Source organism: Mycobacterium paraintracellulare (genome assembly GCF_000276825.1).
GTDB lineage: Bacteria > Actinomycetota > Actinomycetes > Mycobacteriales > Mycobacteriaceae > Mycobacterium > Mycobacterium intracellulare.
Map to the genome: position 1 here is coordinate 630,861 of NC_016948.1, position 20,042 is coordinate 650,902.

The window sequence follows — 20,042 nt, forward strand, 5'->3', positions numbered from 1 at the left end:
GACCTGCTGTCCGGGGCACTACCCTGGACCGACATGAGCGTTTCTTCGGTTGCCGGGTTCGGCGCTGATGCCATCGTCGTCGGGGCGGGGCTGTCCGGCCTGGTCGCCGCCTGCGAACTGGTGGATCGCGGCCTGCGGGTGCTGATCCTCGACCAGGAGAACAGCGCCAACCTGGGCGGGCAGGCGTTCTGGTCCTTCGGCGGTCTGTTCTTCGTCGACAGCCCCGAGCAGCGCCGGTTGGGCATCCGCGACAGCCACGAGCTCGCGCTGCAGGACTGGCTGGGTACGGCGGCGTTCGACCGGCCCGAGGACTACTGGCCGCGCCAATGGGCCCATGCCTACGTCGATTTCGCCGCGGGGGAGAAGCGCAGCTGGCTGCGCACCCGCGGGCTCAAGCTTTTCCCTTTGGTGGGGTGGGCCGAGCGCGGCGGGTATGACGCGCAGGGGCACGGCAATTCGGTTCCGCGCTTCCACATCACCTGGGGCACCGGGCCCGCGCTGGTCGAGATCTTCGCCCGTCAACTGCGCGACCGCTCCACGGTGCGCTTCGCGCACCGCCATCAGGTCGACGAGTTGATCGTCGAGAATGACGCGGTGACGGGCGTCCGGGGGACGGTGCTGGAGTCCTCAACCGCGCCGCGCGGCGTCGCCTCCTCACGAAAGGCCATCGGGGAGTTCGAGTTCCGAGCCGCTGCGGTGATCGTGACGAGTGGTGGCATCGGGGGGAACCACGAGCTGGTGCGCAAGAATTGGCCGAAGCGGATGGGCCGCGTGCCCGAGCAATTGCTCAGCGGCGTGCCGGCACACGTCGACGGCCGGATGATCGGCATCACGCAGAAGGCCGGCGCGCGGGTGATCAACCCGGACCGGATGTGGCACTACACCGAGGGCATCACCAACTACGACCCGATCTGGCCGCTGCACGGAATTCGCATCATCCCGGGCCCGTCGTCGCTGTGGCTGGATGCGAACGGCAAGCGGTTGCCGGTTCCCCTGTATCCCGGTTTCGACACACTTGGCACGCTCGAGTACATCACCCGATCCGGGTTCGACTACACGTGGTTTGTGTTGAACGCCAAGATCATTGAGAAGGAATTCGCGCTTTCCGGGCAGGAACAGAATCCCGATCTGACCGGGCAGAGCGTGCGCGAGCTGCTGCGGAACCGGGCACGCTCCGGACCGCCGGGGCCCGTGCAGGCGTTCGTCGATCGTGGCGTGGACTTCGTCAGCGCGGATTCGTTGCGGGACCTGGTGTCCGCGATGAACAAGCTGCCCGACGTGCAACCGCTGGACTACGCCACGGTGGAGGCCGAGGTCACCGCGCGGGACCGGGAGGTCGCCAACAGGTTCAGCAAGGACGGCCAGATCACCGCGATCCGTGCGGCCCGCGGCTATCTGGGCGACCGGCTGGGCCGGGTCGTGGCGCCGCACCGGTTGACCGATCCGAAGGCCGGGCCGATGATCGCGGTCAAGCTGCACATCTTGACGCGAAAGACGCTGGGCGGCATCGAAACCGATCTTGCCGCACGGGTGTTGACCTCCGACGGCACTCCGCTGAGCGGGCTATATGCCGCCGGCGAGGCGGCCGGCTTCGGCGGCGGGGGCGTGCACGGCTACCGCGCGCTGGAGGGCACATTCCTGGGTGGATGCATCTTCTCGGGCCGCGCCGCCGGCCGCGGCGCCGCCGACGACATCACCTAGCTGCTCGCGCTAGAAGGTGACGGCGTCCTCTTCGGGCAGCACCTGGAAGTCGGTGCTGGTCATCTCGGTGAGCCGGCCGTAGTAGATGCCACGCGCATCGGGGGCGATGATCCCCTGGTGGATGGGGACGGCGCGCGCTGGTGCCACCGCGCGAAGGTAATCGACCGCTTCCGAAACCTTCATCCACGGGGCCGCCGCCGGGGTGGCCAAAACGTCCACCGGCTCGTCGGGCACGAACAGAGCGTCGCCGGGATGCATCAACCGGGCGGGATGCTCGCCGTCGCCGATGAGAAACGAAATGTTCTCGATCACAGGGATTTCCGGGTGGATGACGGCGTGCTTTCCCCCCAAGGCCCGCACGGTCAGCTCACCGATCTGCAGTTCGTCGCCGACGTGTACCTCGCGGCAGGGCGCGCCGAGTTGCGCGGCGGTCTGTGGGTCGGCATACAGCGCGACATCCGGGTTACCCTCGAGCAGTGCCGGCAACCGTTTCCCGTCGACGTGGTCGGGGTGCTGATGAGTGATCAAGATGGCGGTTAAGCCGGTGATTCCCTCGAAACCGTGGGCGAAGGTACCGGGATCAAACAGCACGCGTGTCTGGTCGAACTCGGCGAGTAGGCACGAATGACCGAAATGCGTCAGTTGCATATCTACGATTGTGCCTTGATGGACAAGCTGCCGCTGCGCGTGATCCTGGCCACGATGCTGGTCGCCGGCGGCCTCGCGGTCGCGCTGGTCGTCGTCATCCCTGCGCACGGCGAGCCCGAGACCTGCCCCGCCATGTGCGACCGGATCCCCAACACCGCGTGGATCGATCAGCGCGCCGTGCCGCTGGACGCGGTGTACCACTGGCCCGCGCTCGCCGGTCAGGCGGTCCAGACGACGGGCTCGGCGCCCGGCCCCCGGTTTCGGTTCGAGGAGCTGTGCGCCACGCCGGCCACCGCTCGGGACCCCCGCGACTCGGCGGTCTCCGCCCGTTCGACGGTGCAGCATCCGGACGGTCAGTGGCAGTTGCAGGCCCAAATCCTGCATTGGCGCGGTGATACGGCCCGCGGTGGCGAGATCGCGGCCGAGGCGTTCCGTCGCGCCGTCGCCGCGTTGCGGAGTTGCCAGCAGCGTGCGCCGCAGCAATCGCCGTCGTTGACCAGCGACGACACCAACCGCATGGCCGCCGTGATCAGCGGCCCGGTGGTGATGCACACCTACCTTTTCGCCCACCCGGCCAGCAGCACGGTCAGCGAGGTCACGCTCTGGTCGACGTCCCCGCCGCAGGCGCCCTGGCCGGCGATGGCCGACGACCCGGTGCTGGGCGCCATGGGCGCGCCGCTGTGTGAGGCCTACATTGCCTCGTGCCCGTGAGGGCGAGCTGCGGTTTCGCCGGTAGAGTTGGCGGCGAAACGCCAACTGAGGAGGAGCGCCGGTGGCCCGGGTGATCGTGAGCGTGATGCCCAAAGCGGAGATTCTGGACCCGCAGGGTCAGGCGATCGTCGGCGCGCTGGGCCGCCTCGGTCACCCGGGGATATCAGATGTCCGGCAGGGCAAGAGGTTTGAGCTCGAAGTGGACGACAGCGTGGACGACTCGGCGCTCGCCGAGATCGCCGAATCGCTGTTGGCGAACACCGTGATCGAGGACTGGACGATCAGCCGGGAGACGACGTGACCGCACGCATCGGGATCATCACGTTTCCCGGCACGCTCGACGACGTGGACGCCGCCCGGGCGGCCCGCCGCGTCGGCGCGGAGCCGGTCAACCTGTGGCACGCCGACGCCGATTTGAAAAGCGTCGACGCCGTGGTGGTTCCGGGCGGCTTCTCCTACGGTGACTACCTGCGGGCGGGGGCGATCGCCAGGTTTGCCCCGGTTATGACCGAAGTGGTGGACGCCGCGCGGCGCGGGATGCCGGTCTTGGGTATCTGCAACGGTTTTCAAGTGCTCTGCGAGGCCGGCCTGCTGCCCGGTGCCCTGACCCGCAACGTGGGTTTGCATTTCATCTGCCGTGACGTGTGGCTGCGGGTGGCGTCGACGTCGACGGCGTGGACGTCGCGTTTCGAACCGGACGCCGATCTGCTGGTGCCGCTGAAGTCCGGCGAGGGCCGCTACGTGGCGCCCGCCGAGGTGCTCGAGGAGCTCGAGGGCGACGGGCGGGTGGTGTTCCGGTACCACGAGAACGCCAACGGTTCGCAACATGACATCGCCGGCGTCAGCTCCGCCGACGGCCGCGTGGTGGGCCTGATGCCGCATCCCGAGCATGCCATCGAGGCGCTGACCGGGCCCTCCGACGACGGCTTGGGCCTGTTCTACTCGGTGCTGGACGGGGTCCTCGCCGGCTGATCGGAAATGCCTGCGGCACAGCATAATTCGTCGAAGGCCGCGCTGATGGCGTCCGTCGCCTCATGCGGGTCGTCGAACGTCTGATCGTCGGTCAGCACCGCGACGCCGAGCCGGTCGACGTAGCTCCACACGGTGATGTTGACCGGGGCGCCGGGCGAGAGCACACCCGTGGAATAGATCTCGCTGACGGCCGCGCCGCCGAAGTGGCCGCGTTCGCGCGGTCCGACCACGCTGGATACGGCGACGTTCATCAGCTTGTTGGGCATGTCGCGCAGACCCAGCCAGCGAAATGCCGCCGGGGCGAAGGCGGTCGGCAGGTAGGCCATCATCTTCCCGTACAGCTGCGGGCCGAGGATCTCGTGGTCTTCCTTGGCGATCCGGGTGGCCACCGAGATCAGCCGGGCCCGTTCGATCGGGTCGTCGACATGCACCGGCAGCGAAATCATCAGCCCGCTGATCTCGTTGCCGGTGATCCGGTCCGACTTGTCGGTGGCGGTCGGCACCGACGCGATGATCGGGCGGTCGGCCGCGCCGTCGTAGGCCAGCAAGAGCGTTCGCAACCCGCCGGCCGCCGTCGCCAGCACCAGATCGGTCATGGTGATGCCCAACGCTTTTGCCGTCGCCTTGGCCTGCGGCAGCGGTAACGACGTGCTGGCGAACCAGCGCCGGGGTGAGACCACATGGTTGAGAAACGTCGGGGGCGCGTCAAAAGCATCGGCGAGATCGGGGTGGTCTCCGCGCTCGCGGGAGCGACGCCGCACCCGCATCAGCCCCACGGCCGCGTCTTTGAGCAGCCGTGGCAGTTGCGCGAGTTGCCGGACGTGGTCGCGCGCGGCGGCGCGCAGCAGGTCGGCATCGGAAACCGTGACACCGGCTTCGTCGTTGTCGCGCTCGTCGGTGAGCCCGTCCCGCAGATCCATCGCGCGCGCCAGGAGGTTGACCGACGCGACACCGTCGGCCAACGCGTGGTGCACCTTGCCGATCAAGGCGAACCGGCCGTCGGCCAGTCCCTCGGCGAAGTGAAATTCCCACAGCGGCCGGGTGCGGTCCAAGGGGGTCGACGCCACCTCGCCGATGACCCGATCGAGCTCTCGCCGCCCGCCCGGCGCGGGCACCCGGACGCGACGGAGGTGATAGTCCAGGTCGACCTCACAGTTTTCCTGCCACATCGGGTGATGCAGGTGCCACGGGATGTCAACGAGCTTGTAGCGCAACGGTTCCAGCAGGTGAAGCCGCCGGCGCACGTGGCGGCGGAACGCGTCGAACCCGAACTCGCCGTCGCAGTCGGCCGGGTCGATGATCGCCACCTTCAGCGTGTGCGTGTGCAGGTTGGGCGTCTCGCTGTAGAGCAGCATGGCGTCCATGCCGTTGAGTCTTTTCACACGTCACCTCGCCCTGCCGACGCGACCAGGCCAACAACTATGCCGCAGGGCGCCGGCCGCCGGCGCGGATTGGCGGCATCCTCAGCCGAGGATCGGAAACCGGCGCTGCTCGGCCAACCGCTTCAGCGCGTCCTCCATGACGGCGCGGACATGGGCGTCGACCTCGTCGATGTCGGGGTCCTCACCGAAGCGCGCGGTGACGTCGATCGGCTCGAGCACCTCGGTGACGACCTTTGCCGGCAGCGGCAGGTTGGGCGGGAAGATCACGCTGAGCCCGAACGGGAACCCGACGCTGACCGGCAGGATGTCCATGCGGGCCTTCGTTAGCCCCAGCTTGCGGGCCAGCCAGTTGCCCCGGGTCAAAAACAGCTGGGTCTCCTGGGCGCCGATCGACACTGTCGGCACGATCGGCACGCCGGCTTCGATCGCCGTTCGCACGTAGCCGGTGCGCCCGTTGAAGTCGATGGTGTTGGCGCTGAACGTCGGGCGGTACGAGTCGTAGTCGCCGCCGGGAAACACCAGCACCACCGCGCCCGAATGCAGGGCGGCGGCGGCGTTTTCGCGGCTGGCCTCGATCACCCCGAGGCGGCGCAGCCAGCCGTCCAAGGGCCCCATGAAGATCCCGTAGTGGCCGAGCGTGTAGACGGGGCGGTCGTAGCCGAACCTTTCGTAGAAGGCCGGGGAAAAGATCAACACGTCCGGTGTCAGCATGCCGCCGGAGTGGTTGGAGACCACCAGCGCCCCACCGGACGGCGGGACGTTGTCGATGTTTCGCACCTCGGCCCGGTAATACCGTTTGATGGCCGGCCCGAGCGCGTTGGCGACCCGTTCGGTGAAGGCCGGATCCCATTTGGCGGTCTCGTGATTGTCCGCCGCGCCCGCACCGCTGCCCTTCATGGCTCCCCGCTGTCGTGATCGTGCCATTTGCTATTGGTTGCCGGTGTGACGCCGGTCTCAAACCTCAGGCCATGGATGACATATGATACTTTCGAATTTGGAGAATGTCATATTCGTTTGCTGGGGGCGACCCGGCGCTGGGGGATCATGTCCGAGAAGGTTCTTGTCACCGGGGGTTTCGGGCTCGTCGGCTCACAAACGGTGCGTCGGCTGGTCGCCGACGGCCACCGCGTGGTCGCGACGGATCTGGGCACCCCCACCCAGCGCAAGGCGGCGAGGACGCTGCCCGACGGCGTCGAGGCGCACTGGGCCGATCTGACCGACCCGGGCCATGTCGACCGCCTGCTCGCCGCGACCTCACCCACCGCCATCGTCCACCTGGCCGCGGTGATCCCGCCCGGGATCTACCGCAGTCCCGCCCTCGGGCGCCGCGTCAACGTCGACGCGACCCTCACGCTGCTGCGCGCCGCGCAGGCCCGGCCGCACCCGGTGCGGTTCATCCAGGCGTCGAGCAACGCCGTGTACGGGGCGCGTAACCCGCACCGCAACGCCGAGCTGTTGCGCGCCGATTCCCCGATGAACCCGGCTGATCTCTACGGCGCGCACAAAGCCGAAGCGGAACAGCACATCCGGTCCTCGAACCTCGAATGGGTGATCTTGCGCCTGGGCGGGGTGATAAGCGTCGACCCGGAGGCCATGCCGTTCAGCGTTGACGCACTGTTCTTCGAAAGCGCCCTGCCGACGGACGGGCGCATCCACACCGTCGATGTGCGCGACGTCGCCCGTGCGTTCGCCGCGGCGACCACGGCCGACGTCGTCGGTGAGACCCTGCTGATCGCAGGCGACGAGTCGCACCGGATTCGGCAGGGCGAGGTCGGCAAGGCGCTGGCCGCCGCCCGGGGTCTCGTCGACGTCCTGCCCGGGGGACGTCCGGGTGATCCCGACAGCGACGACGACTGGTTCGTCACCGACTGGATGGATACCGCTCGCTCCCAACAAGTCCTGCAATTCCAGCACCACTCGTGGCCGGACATGCTCGACGAGATGCGCGCGACGGCGGGGTGGCGGCGCTACCCGATGCGGTTGATCTCGCCGCTGGCGCGGCGGTTTCTCAAAAGCCGTGCGGCCTACCGGGATACGCCCGGGCGCTACGCCGATCCGTGGGGCGCCATCCGGGCGAAGCTGGGTGAGCCGCGCCCCGATGCCCCGGGTGCCGCGAGCGGCGCCTAGACCGGGCGGGCGTCAGCCGGCGTGACGCAGCAAGGACCGCTCGGCGGGCGGCAGGCCGGCGGCGGGGTCCAGCTCCTCGAAGAGCTCGGTGGCGTCCGCGATCGTCAGGTCGACGAGGGACGCGAATTCGGCGAAGGAGACTTTGCTTCGGATCCATTGCGACTTGCGGGCCACCACGCCGATGCGCTGCGGATCGCACGAGCCGTGCACGATCGCGGTGACGTGGCGGTCCTGGCGGTTCCACGTGTCGGCGAAGTGCGTCAGCCAGGGGCGGTCGGCGGCCGGAAAGTAGCACCCCGGAGTGACCCGGATGATCAACACGTCGTCGTGCGCGGGCGAGATCTCGAAATGAACGTGCAGCCGTCGCGGAGCGCCGGTGACGAAGAAGTGTTCGCCGTCGCGGTGCCCGCGAAAGTATTGCCGTCCGCGGGTGCGCAAATAGCGTTCGACAAGGTTCGCGCACATCTGCTCGTTCGTCATAGACGTATGGTGTCGCCGGCGACTTTGCGGACGCTGGGAGCCAAGCGATGTGGCGCCGAAGAATCTGTTGAGAATTCGCTGAGTGGCCCGCTGCCCGTTTATCGAGGCCCGTCGAGCGGATACAGGGCGGGAAGATTGATCACGATCGCTTCCTGGGTGCTGCGGGCGATCACGACCTCGGCCGCGGTGTCGGGATCGGGGTTTTCTTCCCGGTGCGGAAGATACGGCGGAATGAAGACGTAGTCACCGGGTTCGGTGGCAATACGTACCTCTTGGGTGCCGTCGTGAAACACGAACTCCGGGTGGCCGCTTCGCACATAGATCGCGGTCTCCGAGTCACCGTGGTGATGGTTGTCCGAGGCGGATTTCGGCGACGCGTGCGTCTCACCCATCCAGAGCTTTTCCGCTCCGACCGACGCGCCCGATAGGGCGGCGAAGCGCCGCAGCCCCTCCGACTGTGTCGTGTCCGAGCTGATCTCGGACGCCTTGATGTGGCGCACTCGGTTGCGGGCGACCGGTGCGGCCGTGTCGTCGAAGTCGGGATGGAATCCGTCGGAGGTGGCCATGGGTCAATTATCGTCCCGGCCATCCCGATACGCTTCGAGCAATCTCAGCCACAGCTCGCTGATCGTCGGGAAGCACGGCACGGCGTGCCACAAGCGGTCGACGGTCACGTGGCCGGCGACGGCGATGGTCGCCGAGTGCAACAGCTCGGTCACGCCGGGGCCGACCATGGTGACGCCCAGCAGCCGCCCGCTCTCCTGGTCGACCACCATTCGTGCGCGGCCGGTATAACCGTCGGCGTAGAGTTTCGCCCCCATCACCACGTCCCCGATCTCGATATCGACGGCTCGGACCCGGTAGCCGGCGTCCCGGGCTTGTTGGCTTGTCAGTCCGACCGCGGCCGATTCGGGATCGGTGAAGAAGGCTTGTGGCACCGCGTAGTGGTCGGCGGTGGTCGCGTGTGCACCCCACGGGCTGGTGTCCAACGGTCTTCCGGTTGCGCGTGCTCCGATGGCCGCGCCGGCGATGCGGCCCTGATACTTGCCTTGATGCGTGAGCAGGGCGCGGTGGTTGACGTCGCCGGCGGCGTAGAGCCAGCCGTCCTCGACCGCGCCGCGCACGAGGCAGGTGTCGTCCACCTCGAGCCAGCTGCCCGGCTCCAATCCCACTGTCTCCAAGCCGATATCGTCGGTCAGCGGTGCCCGACCGGTGGCGAACAGCACCTCAGTCACGGTCAGCTCGCTGCCATCGTCCAATTCGAGGACAACGCTCGTGTCGTCCTGGCGCCGCAGCGCGCGCACCGTGACACCTACCCGCACATCGACGCCGGCGTCGCTGAGCCCGCGGGCGATCAGCTCGCCCACGAACGGTTCCATGCGGGGTAACAACCTCGACCCCCGCGACAGGAGCGTCACTTGGGAGCCCAATCCCTGCCAGGCCGTAGCCATTTCGACACCCACGCCGCCGGCGCCCACGACGGCCAGCCGCTCCGGGACCGCGCTGCTGTCGGTGGCGCGCCGGTTGGTCCACGGCTTGGCCTCTGCCATTCCGGGCAAATCGGGCAGGGCGGGACGGCTTCCGGTGCACACGACCACCGCATGCCGCGCGGTGAGCCCGACACGCTCGTCGCCGGTGGTGACGACGACTCGCCGGGGGCCGTCCAACCTTCCATGACCGCGTACCAACGTCGCGCCGATTCCGCTCACCCAATCGGCCTGGCCGCTGTCATCCCAGTCGGTCACATACCGGTTGCGGCGGCCGAAGACACCGTCGGCGCTGATGGATCCGGTGATCGCTTCCCGAGCACCGTCGACGCGTCGCGCGTCGGCGAGGGCAATGACGGGACGCAGCAACGCTTTACTGGGCACGCACGCCCAGTAGGAGCACTCGCCCCCGACGAGTTCGCGTTCGATAATGGCGACGCGCAGGCCCGCGGCGCGGGCGCGTTCGGCGGCGTTCTGCCCGATCGGTCCGGCGCCGAGCACGATGACGTCGAAGTCTCGTTCGCTAGCTATTGCCACTCTTGGCGATCCCTTCGGTTTGGGTTAGGCGCTCGGCCAGCTCGCGAAGGTTGCCGGCGACGATGTTCGGCTGCGGCAGGCTGCGGACCGGTAACGGCGCGTTGCCGCGCCGGGTGATCAGAGCCCCACTGAACCCGACGCTCTGCGCGCCGAGGGTGTCCCACACGTGTGCGGCCACCATCATGCAATCACCGGGTGTCACACGGAGCTCGTCGCACACGTACCGATAGACGGCGGGCGACGGTTTGAAGGCGCGGCGGGCATCGACGCTCAGTTGGCGCTCGAAAAAGCCGGCCAGCCCCGAATTCTGTAGCGCCGTCGGGCCGTCCGGGTTGGGTGGGGAGTTCGTCAGGGTTACCAACCGAAAACCGTTGTCGCGCAATGTGGCGAGGCCCTCGGCGGCATCGGGGTGTGCCGGCATGGTGAGCAACCCGGTCGTCAGGCGATCGAGGTGGTCATCGGTGACGTCCACCCGGTGGACGTCACCCAGCATGCGCAGCACCGCCTGAGCGAGAACGGGGAACGGCACGTACTTGCCGGCCAGTGTGATGGTCATCGAGTACTGAATGAGCTGACCGAAGCACTCGCGCAGCACGCGTTCGTCGCCGAACAAGTCCGCGAAAAGCGGTGCGAGGGACTCGATGTCGATCAGCGTCTCGTTGACATCGAAAACGAGGACGGAGGGTGTCATCATGCTAGGGCTCGACCTTTTTAACGTTGGGCACATCCGGCCGCAGATACCCCGCCAGACACATGCAAATCAATACCATTCCGACGGCCGGCCACCACAATGCGACGACTGGCGCCGCCGCGAAGACGCCGATCGTGATGAACGACCGCATGCATAGCAGTCGGCGCACTCGCTGGGTGAGGTCCTCGTGGGCGGGCCGATCGACCACTTCCTGGCACAGCGCCAAGTAGGTGATGTTGACGAGCACGAACACCGAGGCATACAGAACCACCGGTGCGGCGGCCAGCCTGCTGTCGGCGATCCACTCGGTGGTGATCGGAATCAGCGACACCGAGAACAAGTGCGCAAAGTTCGACCACACCAATCGTGGCGTCGCCACTTGCGCGTAGCCGAACAGGTGGTGGTGATTCACCCAGACGATGGCGATGAACACGTAGCTGACCACATAGCTCAGTCCGGTGGGCCATTCCGGTAATAACGCGTTGAAGGTGTAGGACTTCGGCGGCTTGAGCTCGAGGACGAGGATCGTGATGAGGACCGCAAACACTCCGTCTGAGAATGCGCCCACCCGGTCTGGACTCGTTTTCCGCGCGGCCACGACGCCTCCTCAACCCCGCTGGTGGTTTCGTTCCTGCAAGACCCAGGCGTTCCCGTCGGGATCGCGAAAGTCGGCGAAGCTCGCGTAGTCACCGCGATCGGGGTCGGTACCCGGGAGGAACCCGCCTCTCCAGCCGCCGTCGGTGTCCTTGTGGCGGATCTCGCCGACGGTTACGCCGCGACCGATCAACTCGGCGCGGCAGGCTTCGATGTCCGGGACCACGAGGTATAGGCCCCGCACCGAGCCGGCCGGCGCGTCGGTCAATCCCACGCCGAATTGGATTGAGGCGTGCGATCCCTCGGGCGTCAATTGGATGACCCGGAACCCGGGCGCGGGCGCGTAATCGACATCGAGGGCGAAGCCGACCTGGTCGCGGTAAAACCGTAGTGACCGGTCGGGATCGGCGACGGGCAGGATGACGACTTCGATGGACATCCTCATGACGTGCCCCTTACCGGATTCCTTCCTAAGACCTCGTCGGTGTCCAACCCGCGGTCGACACCGTGCGGGATGACGGTTTGGCCTGGTTCCAGCCGAAGTTGCTTGCCGTCGAGGTACACATTGATTTTGTCCGGTTCGAAGGACACCAGGTTGCGGACGCGCGACACTTCGGTCCACGCATCGACGTAAGACCACGCTGCGTGCTGGTGGCCGCCGATGTCATAGTACGAGCAGATTCCTTTGTATGGGCAAAAGGTCTGGATAGCAACGGGTTTGAGGGCGGACTCGTCGATATCGTCGCGCTCGACGTACCATCTGGGCGCGAAGCCGGATTCATACAGGGCCACGGGTCGGTGAGTCTCGGCGATCACGCGCTCTCCATCGCGGACGACGAGATGCCGTGCCGTGGAACGGATGTCGATGCGGTGGTAAGCGTCCGCGGCGTGCCCGACGATCCGTTCCTCTTCTTCATAGAAGGCATCCATGGCGCGCCAGGCAAAAGCCACCCGGCCCTGCAGGACCGTCGCATGCGCGGGCAGACCGGTATGTTCCCAGGCGCTGTGGGCGGCCTCCCGCCCCGGTGCCTTGACGGTGAACCACTGCGTGTCGCCGAGGTCGCGGTGCTGCGTCACCCGATCCTCGGCGGTCAACGTCCCCACTTCGATATCCCCTGACGGAAAGTAGGCCACCGGGTAACGGCCGGGCTCGTGTAACAGGAGCACGTCCTCGCTGTCGGCGATCCACCGTTCCGCGAAGCGCACCCGCATCCGACGGCGCAACGGCTCGGCAAAGAGCAGCCGCGACGGCATCGGCTGCTCGGTGAGGAAGTGCCCGATCGACCCGGTTGCCAGCGGGCCCTGCTGCCATGCCAGTCCCATGTGGACACCTACCTTTCCTGAATCCCCCGCGTGCCACGGTGTTTCGACAACACGTCACTCCAGCACGACGACCATCTTGCCGCCGGCCTCTCCGGCCTCCATCAGCCGGTGCGCCTCATGAATCTGGTCGAAGGAGAAGACCCGAGACGGTTTCGCCTCCAGCGTGCCGTCGGCGACCTGTCCGGCGATGTCCCCCAGCGGGACGTCGGACAGCGGGAAGCCAGGCGTGCCAAAGACGAAGCTGCCGAAGAAGTTCCAGTTCACACCGGATGCCATGCGCAACAGCGGGTTGAAATCCCCGATGGGCTCCAGCCCGCCCAGCCAACCGGCCAGGCAGGCCGTGCCGCCGCGGCGCAGCATGTCCAGGGAGTCGAGGATGGTGCTGTTGCCGACGAGATCGAGGACGGCGTCGATCCGGCCGCTCTCGGGAAGGTGGCCTGCCAGGTCGCGCCGCTCCAGCTCGATTCGCGACGCGCCCAATTGCTCGAGCATCGCGAAGCGTCCCCTGCTGCGCGCGGTCGCGATGACTCGTGCGCCGGCGGCCACCGCCATCTTGAGTGCGGCCTGCCCCAGGGACGACGTGGCCCCGCGTAATACCAGTGTCTGCCCGGCCTTCAGATCCAGATTGCGGAAGAGGCATGTCCAGGCCACCGCGAACGTTTCGGGCAATGCCGCCAACGCCGCCCACGACAGCTCGGAGTCGATGAGGGCGACGTTGGCCGCGCGCACGCGCGTGTATTGCGCATAGCTGCCGTTGATGGTTCGGCCGAGGCCACCCATCAGCGCGGCCACCTTGGCGCCGACCGGGAACTCACCGCCCGGGCACGAGTCCACGATGCCGACGCATTCGATGCCGCTCACCTCCGCGGCCTCGGCCCACTCGCCCCGACGCATGTGCATCTCGGCGTGGTTGATCCCGAAGCCCTTCACCGCGATGACGACTTCGCCGTCTTTCGGCAGCGGCTTGGGGAGGTCGTCGTAAACCAGGTTGTCCAGCCCGCCGAATCCCTTCAGGATGATCGCCCGCATGGTTTCCCCGCCGGGGCGCTCGCGCACGACGGCCGGTGCGGTGGGCAGCTCTGGTGAATCCGTGACGGACATGGACTGCCTCTTTCGACATCGTTGGCAGCGCGATACGCCGGTGCCTGCCGCACAATAATGGGCCAACTGACCCAGTATTATGTTCGAACGTTTCCGCCATGTCCAGGGCGGGCGGTCAGGAGTTGCGCTGACCGCGAGGCGCGCGGGGTCCGCCCTTGCGCGGCGAAACCGCGAACGAACGCACATAGTCGACGGCGGCGGTGACGGCGGCCCGCAGCGGCTGCGGATCGCCGGTGGCGTGCGTGAGCAGTGCGCCACCCTGGTGCGCGGCAACCAGTGGCACCGCCAGGTGGCGCGGATCGGCGTCGGGGCGCAGGTCGCCACGGTCACACATCGCCTGCAGGCCCGTGCGGAACAGTTCGATCCATTGGTCGTATCCGGCGGCCAGGTCGTCGTGGATTTCGTCGTCGGCCTCGATCAGCTCGCCCGCCAAGGACCCATATACGCAGCCTCCGACCCGGTACACCGGATCGATGTCGGAGACGCAGGCATCGGCCCACGCCTGCAGCGCATCGAGGCTGTCGAGCGCGGCGAACTTCGCTTGAGTGTGGAAGTCCCGCACATTGTTTCGGCGTACGTCGACGACGTGCCGGGTCAGGTCGCGCTTGTCGTGGAAGTAGTGGGAGATCTGGGATCCGCCGACTTCGGCGGCGCGCCGCACCTGGTCGATGCTGGTGTTGGCGACGCCGCGCTCGAACATCAGCCGGGCCGCGGCCTCGATGATGCGCGCACGGGTCGCCAGACCCTTGTGGGTGTACCGCGGCGAGGGATGTTCAGTCACCTGGTGGCCTTGGGCGCGCACGGATCCGCCGGCTTTGCGCGGGCGGCGGCTCCGCGCCCGGCGCGGGGGCCGCCGCGGAATCCGTTCGGCACTGTCGGTGGCGAACATCCGCAAGTAGTTCACCGCGAAACGAATCGCATCGGCGTGCGGCCATTCCTCTTGGTAGGTGAAGGCCAAGATTCCGCCTCCTTGATGCGCGGTGATGATCACCAACGCCAGCTGCCGCGGGTCGGCATCCGCAACCAGCAGCCCGTCGTCTTTCATCCGCTGGATTGCCTTCTCCACCAAATCGATCCACCGGCTGTAGCCGGCCGCCAACGCGTCGCGCGTGGCATCGTCCGACTTGGCGAGCTGGCCGGCCAGCGCGTGATAGGTGGGGGTGCCGACGTATCCGATGCGCCGCAGGTAGCGCATGTTCATCTCGATCCATTTTTCGAAGTCGTCGAACGTACTCAGGCCTCGAAGCGTGGGTTGGCGGTGAAAGTCCAAGACGACGCCGATTTGGCGTCGGATCACCGCGCGAATCAGCGCGCCCTTGTCGGCGAAGTAGTGGGCGAGCTGCGAGCCGCTGACCGAGGCGGCGCGCCGCACGTTCTCCATGTTGGCCGCGGACAGGCCGTCGGTGACGATCAACTGCGCCGCCGCTTGCACGATTCGGTCGCGGGTGGCACGCCCCTTGGCGGTCAACCGTTGTTCGTCACGAACGTCGGGATGGGCCATCGCGTCAGGCTAACCCGTGGGTGCCCCCGTTTATGGGATCTCCAACCCAGACGGCCGGATCGTCACGGGTCGGTTGCGGCGCGCCCGGCGGCCGGGCATCACGCCCCGAGCTGCTTGGCGAGGAAGTTCCGGATCAGGGGAATGACGTCATCGAGCGCGGACTCCAACAGAAAATGCCCGCCGTCGAGCAGGTGGATCTCGGCGTCGGGCAGGTCGTCGGCGAAGGCCTCGGCCCCGGCCGGTCCGAAAATTTCGTCGCCGCGACCCCAGACCGCCAGCAACGGCACCCCGCTGGCCCGGAAGTACTCGTGTAAGCGCGGATACAGGGGCGCGTTGGTGGCATAGTCGCGAAACAGCTTGAGCTGCATCAAGTCATTGCCGGGCCGGGAGAGCAGCGCGTAGTCGTGATGCCACGACTCGGGATCGACCAGGGTCTCGTCGGCCACGCCGGTCACGTACTGCCACCGGGTGGCGTCCAGCGTGAGGAACTGGCGCACCGCGGCCTCGGTGTCCGCGGTGGGCTCACGCTGGTAGGCGTGTACGACCTTCCAGAAGCTCTCGACGAATCCCGCGTCATACCCGTTGCCGTTCTGGGTGATGATCGCGGTGATCGCCGACGGGTCGCGCAGCGCCAGCCGCCAGCCGATCGGCGCGCCGTAGTCCTGGACGTACATGGCGTACCTGTCGACGCCGAGGGTTCGCAACAGGCCCGCCGTGAGGTCGGTCAGCGCGTCGAAGGTGTAATCGAACTCCTCGACGGGCGGCGCGTCGGACAGCCCGAATCCGAGATGGTCCGGCGCGATGACGTGGTAGCGGTCCGCCAGGGCCGGTATCAGACCGCGAAACATGTAGGAGCTGGTGGGAAACCCGTGCAGCAACAGCGCCGCGGGAGCCCTCGGGTCGCCGGCTTCCCGGTAGAAGAGTCGGTGGCCGTCGACCGTGGCGTATCGATGATGAACAGCCGGCATGACATTCCTCCTCAGCCAACGCTTTTCGCACGCGAGCGCCGCGACCGCGTTCGGTAGACATCGACAGACCAGCTCGTCGCATTTTTGGGTTGTATGACCCAGTATGCACCAAACCGGACCCGGGCAACAGCCCCGTGCGGCCGAAGTGTTGCCGTGCGGATCGCGCTGCCATATTCTGGGCCAACCATCCCAGTTGGGTGACTGGTGCCATGGCGAGCTGGTTCGAGGTGACACGGTGGGCAAGCTTGTTTCGGTGAACGTGGGTATGCCCAAGAACGTCCGATGGCGAGACAAAACGGTCTACACCGGCATCTGGAAGACCCCGGTGCACGGGCCGGTCATGGTGCGTCGACTCAACGTCGACGGCGACGGGCAGGGTGACCTCGCCGGCCATGGCGGGGAACAACGGGCCGTGATGGTGTACCAGAGCGAGTCCTACGACTTCTGGAAGACGTACCTGGGCCGCACCGACCTGCGGCCCGGGCATTTCGGCGAAAACTTCACCGTCACCGGGCTCGCCGACAACGAGGTGTGCATCGGTGACCGTTATCGCATCGGCGACGCCGAATTCGAGGTCACTCAACCGCGAGTCACGTGCTTTCGGGTCGGTCTTCGCCTCGACGAGCCCGACATGCCCAATCTACTTGTCTCCCAGCACCGTCCGGGCTTCTACTTCCGGGTCATCACCGAAGGCCGGGTGCGGGCCGGGGACGACATCGTGCGGACCCGCCGCGGCCGCCACCGGCTCAGCGTTGCCGAGGTCGACGCGTTGCTCTACCTACCGGACCGCAACGTCGAGCGGCTGCGCGAGGCCGTCGATGTTCCGGGGCTGAGCCCGGGATGGCAGCAGTCTTTTCGCGACATGCTGGCCGCACCCGATGGTGCGGCCGCGGCCTCGCCCATCCCGGTCGAACCCGGATGGAAGGGATTCCGTAACCTACGGGTTGTCGAGACGCGTCGGGAGAGCCCGCAAGTGCTCTCGATTCGGCTGCAGGCCGACGACTCCGACCCGCTGCCGCCCGCGCTACCGGGTCAGTACCTCACGGTGAAGATTCCCGGGGCCGGTGAGCCGGCGCCGTTGCGCAGCTATTCCCTGTCGGGCGATCCGTCGGCCGGGTACTACCGCATCAGCGTCAAGCGGGAAGATCACGGATTGGTCAGCGGCTGGCTGCACACCCACATCCGGCCGGGGATGGTGATAACGGCGGCCGCCCCGCGCGGCGACTTCTGCCTCACCGAGGACCGGCGCCCCGTCGTGCTCTTTTCCGCCGGAATCGGGGCGACGCCGGTGCTGGCGATGTTGCATGCACTCGCGGGGGCGGGCAGCGAGCGAGACATCTGGTGGGTGCACGCCGCTCGCAATCGCCAAACCCAGCCCTTTGCCGCGGAAGTCGCAACGCTGATCGAGTCGTTGCCCCACGCCCGTCAGCATGTTTTTTACTCCGAAACGCAGGGACGGCTGAACCGTGATGCCATCGAGGGATTGGGATTGCCGACCGATGGCGTCGTTTACCTCTGCGGGCCAACGCAATTCATGGCGGACATCCGCGAATACCTGGTCGGCATCGGATTCGACCCCGCGTTGATCCACAGCGAACTATTTGGTGCGCTGCCCGCGATCAACCCCGGCGTCGTCGAAACGGGACCGCACAGGCCGCCCCATCAGCCCGCCGGGCCGCCGGGCACGGGGCCGTCGATCACGTTCGCGCGCAGCGGGTTGACGGCCCACTGGTCGCCGGACTACCGCAGCATCCTCGGGCTCGCCGAAGCCTGCGATGTGCCCACCCGCTTCTCCTGTCGGAGCGGCGTCTGTCATGTGTGCGTCACCGGGGTCGTCGCCGGGACGACCACCTACGTCCAGCGGCCGCTGGAGCCACCGGCCGACGGGTCGGTGTTGATCTGCTCGGCGGCTCCCGAAACCGATGTGGTGCTGGACCTTTAGCGACAGAGCGAGGGGTGTGTTGCTATGCGGTCAGCGGGACGGATGCCTCCGCCGTGTAGCACAGGAAGGTGAGCGTCTCCTGCAGATACAGCTGCACGGTGTCCGCGTCGTGGCTGGTGTAGCCGATCGTGACGTCGGTCCCGAGCTGCAGGTCGAAATCGCCGCCGCGGGTGGTCAGCACGAAGGCGCCGTCGATGGCCGGGGCCCAGATGATGTCTCCGGGAACCAGCCGGTCGATGTGTTCGAGGATCGGATATCCATGTTGGGTCGTCTCGCTGACCTTCGTGTAGACGTCGGCGGACAGCAGCACCGAGTACGGGCCGTCGACGCCGGCCAGGCGGAGCTCGGAAATCGCCTGGGTGATGACGTCGGGAATCTCGCTGGGGTCCGCCGGCAGCGTCAGCGTCTTGTTGGAGCTGGCGGAACGGATGCCTTCGATCGACGCCGCGGCGTAGCCCTCGAAGATCGCCCGGTCTTCCACGAACGCGAGCTTCTTCGCCGCCGCCTTGACCGGGTCCCAGTCGGAGTCGTTGGCGCCGCGCTCGACGTTGTCGATCTCGTAGCGCGACAGGGTGAACGGAACGCGAAGCCGCACAAGCGGTTTGCTCTCACGCAGGTGCGCCTCCACGCCCTCGGTGGGTGACGCCACGTTGGCCAGCCGTCCGGTGCTGACGGCGGCGGCGACGGGACCGCCGGGCTCGCTGACGTCGACGACCCGGCGCCCGGCGATGTGGCGCTTGAATGTCCGGGTCGCCTCCAATTCGATTTCTTTCCAGGCGGCTTCGGTGACCGGTGCCAGGTCGCGGTAGAGGTTGTTCATGAAGTGGTTCCTTTCAGGCTTCCGATCGAAAGTGAGCCGTCCTGTGCAACAGACGTTTCCGCCGCCGCCGGCGTTGCGGGCAGGGGCGGGGGATCATCGAGAAAGTCGACGGTGGGGGAGAAGAACAACCCGCCGGTGATGGCGGTGGAGAAGTCGAGGATGCGGTCGGTGTTGCCGGGCGGGTCGCCGAGGAACATGTTGCGCAGCATCTGTTCGGTGACTCGCGGTGTGCGCGAATAGCCGATGAAGTACGTGCCGTACTCGCCCTTGCCGAGCTCGCCGAATGGCATGTTGTGCCGGACGATTTTCAGTTCGGTGCCGTCGTCGTCGGTGATGACGTTGAGGGCGATGTGGGAGTCATCCGGCTTGACGTCGTCGTCGAGTTCGATGTCCTCGAGCTTGGTGCGGCCGATCACTCGCTCCTGTTCGGTGACCGAGATCGCGTTCCACGCGGACATGTCGTGCACGTATTTCTGGACGTGCACATAGCAGGAGCCGGCGAAGTCGGGGTCCTCGTCGCCGATCGCGGTGGCGCTGACGGCAAGTGGGCCGTCCGGGTTCTCGGTGCCGTCGACGAACCCGAGCAAGTCGCGGTTGTCGAAATACCGGAAGCCGTGCACCTCGTCGACGACGGTGACCCCGCCGGCCATCGATTTCAAGATCCGGTCGGCCAGTTCGAAACAGACGTCCAGACTCTCGGCCCGGATGTGGAACAACAGGTCCCCGGGCGTGGCGGGAGCGTTGTGACGCGGGCCGTTCAGTTCGATGAACCGGTGCAGTTCGGCGGGACGCGGCCCGGAAAACAAGCGGTCCCAGGCGTCCGAGCCGATCGAGGCGATCGCCGACAACCGCTTCTGCGGCTCGCGGAAACCGATCGCGCGCACCAGTCCGGATACGTCCTGCAGCGCGTCGTGGACGGTTGCCTCTCCACCGTCGTCGATGGTCACCACGAGGAAGATCGCCGCGGGCGTCAGCGGCGCGAGGACGGGTTGCGGCTGGACGGGGGGCACTCTGGTGACCCTAGCGTGGCGACGGTGAGCGCCGGAAGCGGCGCGAG

The 20,042-nt window shown here is 67.2% G+C and carries 21 protein-coding genes; 6 read left to right on the plus strand and 15 right to left on the minus strand.

All coding sequences use genetic code 11. The features are described 5' to 3' along the window. Nucleotides 1-33 precede the first annotated feature (33 nt). A complete protein-coding gene (locus OCQ_RS03155; protein ID WP_014383795.1) occupies nt 34-1,701 on the plus strand; it encodes an FAD-binding dehydrogenase in 1,668 nt (555 codons plus the stop codon). A gap of 9 nt (nt 1,702-1,710) precedes the next feature. On the opposite strand, the gene OCQ_RS03160 is transcribed toward OCQ_RS03155, so the two are convergent. After that, complete coding sequence (locus OCQ_RS03160) at nt 1,711-2,349, minus strand: MBL fold metallo-hydrolase (protein WP_009951939.1); 639 nt, start codon at nt 2,347-2,349, stop codon at nt 1,711-1,713. Here OCQ_RS03160 and OCQ_RS03165 point away from each other — a divergent pair. From OCQ_RS03165 to purQ, 3 genes are all read left to right on the plus strand, one after another. Then, entirely contained in the window at nt 2,326-3,060 is a 735-nt protein-coding gene (locus tag OCQ_RS03165) for an ATPase (protein WP_179960100.1), read from the plus strand. The genes OCQ_RS03160 and OCQ_RS03165 overlap by 24 nt on opposite strands. Before the next feature lie 61 nt (nt 3,061-3,121). Then, on the plus strand, nt 3,122-3,361 hold the full coding sequence (purS, locus tag OCQ_RS03170) for a phosphoribosylformylglycinamidine synthase subunit PurS (protein ID WP_008263864.1): 240 nt from the start codon (nt 3,122-3,124) through the stop codon (nt 3,359-3,361). Beyond that, a complete protein-coding gene (gene purQ, locus OCQ_RS03175; RefSeq protein WP_009951937.1) occupies nt 3,358-4,032 on the plus strand; it encodes a phosphoribosylformylglycinamidine synthase subunit PurQ in 675 nt (224 codons plus the stop codon). The genes purS and purQ overlap by 4 nt, the downstream gene beginning before the upstream one ends. Here the strand turns inward: purQ and OCQ_RS03180 are convergent. Both OCQ_RS03180 and OCQ_RS03185 read right to left on the minus strand, forming a co-directional pair. After that, nucleotides 3,999-5,414, minus strand: coding sequence for a wax ester/triacylglycerol synthase family O-acyltransferase (locus OCQ_RS03180; protein ID WP_014383797.1), 1,416 nt, complete (start codon nt 5,412-5,414; stop codon nt 3,999-4,001). The two genes, purQ and OCQ_RS03180, sit on opposite strands and share 34 nt — an antisense overlap. 81 nt (nt 5,415-5,495) lie before the next feature. After that, entirely contained in the window at nt 5,496-6,311 is an 816-nt protein-coding gene (locus OCQ_RS03185; RefSeq protein WP_009951935.1) for a lysophospholipid acyltransferase family protein, read from the minus strand. Between the two features lie 147 nt (nt 6,312-6,458). Here OCQ_RS03185 and OCQ_RS03190 point away from each other — a divergent pair, with 147 nt between their 5' ends. Further along, nucleotides 6,459-7,541, plus strand: coding sequence for an NAD-dependent epimerase/dehydratase family protein (locus OCQ_RS03190; RefSeq protein WP_026071462.1), 1,083 nt, complete (start codon nt 6,459-6,461; stop codon nt 7,539-7,541). Nucleotides 7,542-7,553: 12 nt separating this feature from the next. On the opposite strand, the gene OCQ_RS03195 is transcribed toward OCQ_RS03190, so the two are convergent. The 10 genes from OCQ_RS03195 to OCQ_RS03240 form a co-directional block, all read right to left on the minus strand. Beyond that, on the minus strand, nt 7,554-8,021 hold the full coding sequence (locus OCQ_RS03195; protein ID WP_009951933.1) for a YbjN domain-containing protein: 468 nt from the start codon (nt 8,019-8,021) through the stop codon (nt 7,554-7,556). A 98-nt stretch (nt 8,022-8,119) separates the two neighbouring features. Continuing rightward, on the minus strand, nt 8,120-8,587 hold the full coding sequence (locus OCQ_RS03200) for a cupin domain-containing protein (protein WP_014379090.1): 468 nt from the start codon (nt 8,585-8,587) through the stop codon (nt 8,120-8,122). Between the two features lie 3 nt (nt 8,588-8,590). Next, nucleotides 8,591-10,045, minus strand: a complete 1,455-nt coding sequence (locus OCQ_RS03205; RefSeq protein ID WP_014381777.1) for a dihydrolipoyl dehydrogenase family protein — start codon at nt 10,043-10,045, stop codon at nt 8,591-8,593. Further along, nucleotides 10,032-10,739, minus strand: coding sequence for a haloacid dehalogenase type II (locus tag OCQ_RS03210; protein WP_014383798.1), 708 nt, complete (start codon nt 10,737-10,739; stop codon nt 10,032-10,034). Before OCQ_RS03210 ends, OCQ_RS03205 begins: the two co-directional genes overlap by 14 nt. A 1-nt stretch (nt 10,740) precedes the next feature. Continuing rightward, nucleotides 10,741-11,283: a TMEM175 family protein gene (locus OCQ_RS03215; protein ID WP_014383799.1), complete on the minus strand. Its 543-nt coding sequence runs from the start codon at nt 11,281-11,283 to the stop codon at nt 10,741-10,743. 60 nt (nt 11,284-11,343) lie between these two features. Continuing rightward, complete coding sequence (locus OCQ_RS03220; protein WP_009951927.1) at nt 11,344-11,769, minus strand: VOC family protein; 426 nt, start codon at nt 11,767-11,769, stop codon at nt 11,344-11,346. Between the two features lie 2 nt (nt 11,770-11,771). Then, nucleotides 11,772-12,653 carry a DUF427 domain-containing protein gene (locus OCQ_RS03225; protein ID WP_014379093.1) on the minus strand — a complete coding sequence of 294 codons (882 nt, stop codon included), beginning with the start codon at nt 12,651-12,653 and terminating at the stop codon, nt 11,772-11,774. Between the two features lie 54 nt (nt 12,654-12,707). Further along, a complete protein-coding gene (locus OCQ_RS03230) occupies nt 12,708-13,754 on the minus strand; it encodes a zinc-binding dehydrogenase (RefSeq protein ID WP_009951925.1) in 1,047 nt (348 codons plus the stop codon). Between the two features lie 115 nt (nt 13,755-13,869). Next, nucleotides 13,870-15,255, minus strand: coding sequence for a TetR/AcrR family transcriptional regulator (locus OCQ_RS03235; protein ID WP_014383800.1), 1,386 nt, complete (start codon nt 15,253-15,255; stop codon nt 13,870-13,872). Nucleotides 15,256-15,353: 98 nt separating this feature from the next. Next, nucleotides 15,354-16,223: an alpha/beta fold hydrolase gene (locus OCQ_RS03240; protein ID WP_009951924.1), complete on the minus strand. Its 870-nt coding sequence runs from the start codon at nt 16,221-16,223 to the stop codon at nt 15,354-15,356. A 235-nt stretch (nt 16,224-16,458) separates the two neighbouring features. Here OCQ_RS03240 and OCQ_RS03245 point away from each other — a divergent pair, with 235 nt between their 5' ends. Further along, nucleotides 16,459-18,165: an MOSC and FAD-binding oxidoreductase domain-containing protein gene (locus tag OCQ_RS03245; RefSeq protein WP_009951923.1), complete on the plus strand. Its 1,707-nt coding sequence runs from the start codon at nt 16,459-16,461 to the stop codon at nt 18,163-18,165. Nucleotides 18,166-18,187: 22 nt separating this feature from the next. Here the strand turns inward: OCQ_RS03245 and OCQ_RS03250 are convergent, their stop codons facing one another. Continuing rightward, complete coding sequence (locus OCQ_RS03250) at nt 18,188-18,985, minus strand: family 1 encapsulin nanocompartment shell protein (RefSeq protein ID WP_009951922.1); 798 nt, start codon at nt 18,983-18,985, stop codon at nt 18,188-18,190. Next, nucleotides 18,982-19,995: a Dyp-type peroxidase gene (locus tag OCQ_RS03255; RefSeq protein WP_009951920.1), complete on the minus strand. Its 1,014-nt coding sequence runs from the start codon at nt 19,993-19,995 to the stop codon at nt 18,982-18,984. Before OCQ_RS03255 ends, OCQ_RS03250 begins: the two co-directional genes overlap by 4 nt. Nucleotides 19,996-20,042 lie beyond the last annotated feature (47 nt).